The sequence below is a fragment of the Staphylococcus sp. 231237_7MaSpsaltlick genome, assembly GCF_043107035.1.
The window spans coordinates 1-1011 of record NZ_JBICNX010000164.1 but is presented as its reverse complement, the minus strand read 5'-3'; the positions used below and the strand labels follow the sequence as shown (position 1 = coordinate 1011).

General features: G+C 31.0%; 2 protein-coding genes. Both read left to right on the top strand.

The genetic code is table 11. From position 1 onward, the window contains the following. Nucleotides 1-730, top strand: a 730-nt coding sequence (locus tag ACF91D_RS30655) for a hypothetical protein (RefSeq protein ID WP_392438520.1), incomplete at its 5' end; no start/stop codon positions are given. Nucleotides 731-785: 55 nt separating this feature from the next. Continuing rightward, nucleotides 786-1011: hypothetical protein (locus ACF91D_RS30650; protein ID WP_392438519.1), on the top strand; the 226-nt coding region annotated here is incomplete at its 3' end.

Genomic DNA, 1011 nt, shown 5'->3' with positions numbered 1-1011 from the left:
ATTCTTTGCTGTGATAATGCCATTAGGCGTAGTGTTTTATATTCAAGGTGACTGGATGAAAACAAAGCACTTATTATTGCCATTAATATTAATATTGGCGTCACTATATGGGTTCTTATTAATGTTTGCTTTAGTAAACTCTTATAACGGTTCTATCTTAAAGTCAATTAATATTCTAATAAGACAAATGATGAAAAGGTTTTTATCAATGGTAGGTAACCCTGATAGAGACTTTGAGAATGCAGCACATAAGGTTTATAAGGATGGTACTATCTTAACGTCTGATGGACAGGTTGCTGAAATGTTTATAGTTGATGGTTCCACTCAAGCTACTGCTTATCCATCTGAAATTGCTAAACAAGAAGGACTATCTAAAGCATTTCATTTATCACGTAACCGAACAACAACAATCGTTACTATAACATCATCTCAGAAACAAAACGCAGAAACTCAAATTATAAATAATGTTAACTTGCAACGTGCTAATACTAATCCCGCTATTTTGGCAAGTTTAAAACAAGATGAAGTTCATATTAAGGAAAATGTGAATAATAGAATGCCAACAACAATTCAATATCAAATATACATGGATAAAAAAAGGTCTGTACTTAAAGACTCAATTAATAAAATGTATAGGTTTGAACAAAGAGGATACTTCAATAGTGTCATAAGGCTAGATAGTCGAGAAGAAGTATACAGAGTATTAGGTGGTATGTTAAAACTCAAATAACATTTATACGCGATGTCTTTAAGATGTCGCGTATTTATTCAAGGAGAGGGACTTAATGAAATTACCAAAAACTTTAAAAAAGAGTAAATTATATAATAAGTTCAATAGGAATAAAGATGAAGTTAACTTAACGGATAGTAGAGATGCTAAACTTTACCCTTCAACTGGATATACAACAACAGGCTCTTTTATAATTGCAAATAAAAGATATGGTTCAGTAGCAAAACTAACTAATCATTTTGGCCAAAATAGAAATCAAACATATGGATGGTTTGTAAATG